Annotated in this window: 1 protein-coding gene; it reads left to right on the top strand. The window is 33.9% G+C overall.

The window, feature by feature from the left end:
* The first annotated feature begins 96 nt into the window (after window positions 1-96).
* The gene (locus tag DW930_RS10345) at window positions 97-252 is read left to right on the top strand and encodes a protein repA (protein ID WP_123159986.1); all 156 of its coding nucleotides are present in this window, start codon (window positions 97-99) and stop codon (window positions 250-252) included.
* Window positions 253-283 lie beyond the last annotated feature (31 nt).

Below are 283 nucleotides of genomic sequence, written 5' to 3'. Positions count from 1 at the left end.
AAAAAAAAGTGCATGCATACAGTATATTTAACTTGTATGCATGACTAAAAAATGTTATACTTGTTTTGTAGATAAAAATCCAAGGAGGAAACAAGAATGACTACTATCGAAAAAAAGAGAGTAACGCTATCGTTACCAACTGAAACAGATGATAAATTAGAACTTTTGGCAAAAGAAAACGGCATGACAAAGTCAGGCCTAGTAAATTACTTAATCAACAAAACTGTAGAGGCGGGAACTATCTACGCATAAAAAAAAATCCAAGGCGGGCAGGCATTGGATT

This window comes from Streptococcus sp. AM43-2AT, from assembly GCF_003603405.1.
Lineage (GTDB): Bacteria > Bacillota > Bacilli > Lactobacillales > Streptococcaceae > Streptococcus > Streptococcus ilei.
Note: the sequence above shows the minus strand (reverse complement) of the source record. Positions and strands in the feature narration are given on the sequence as shown.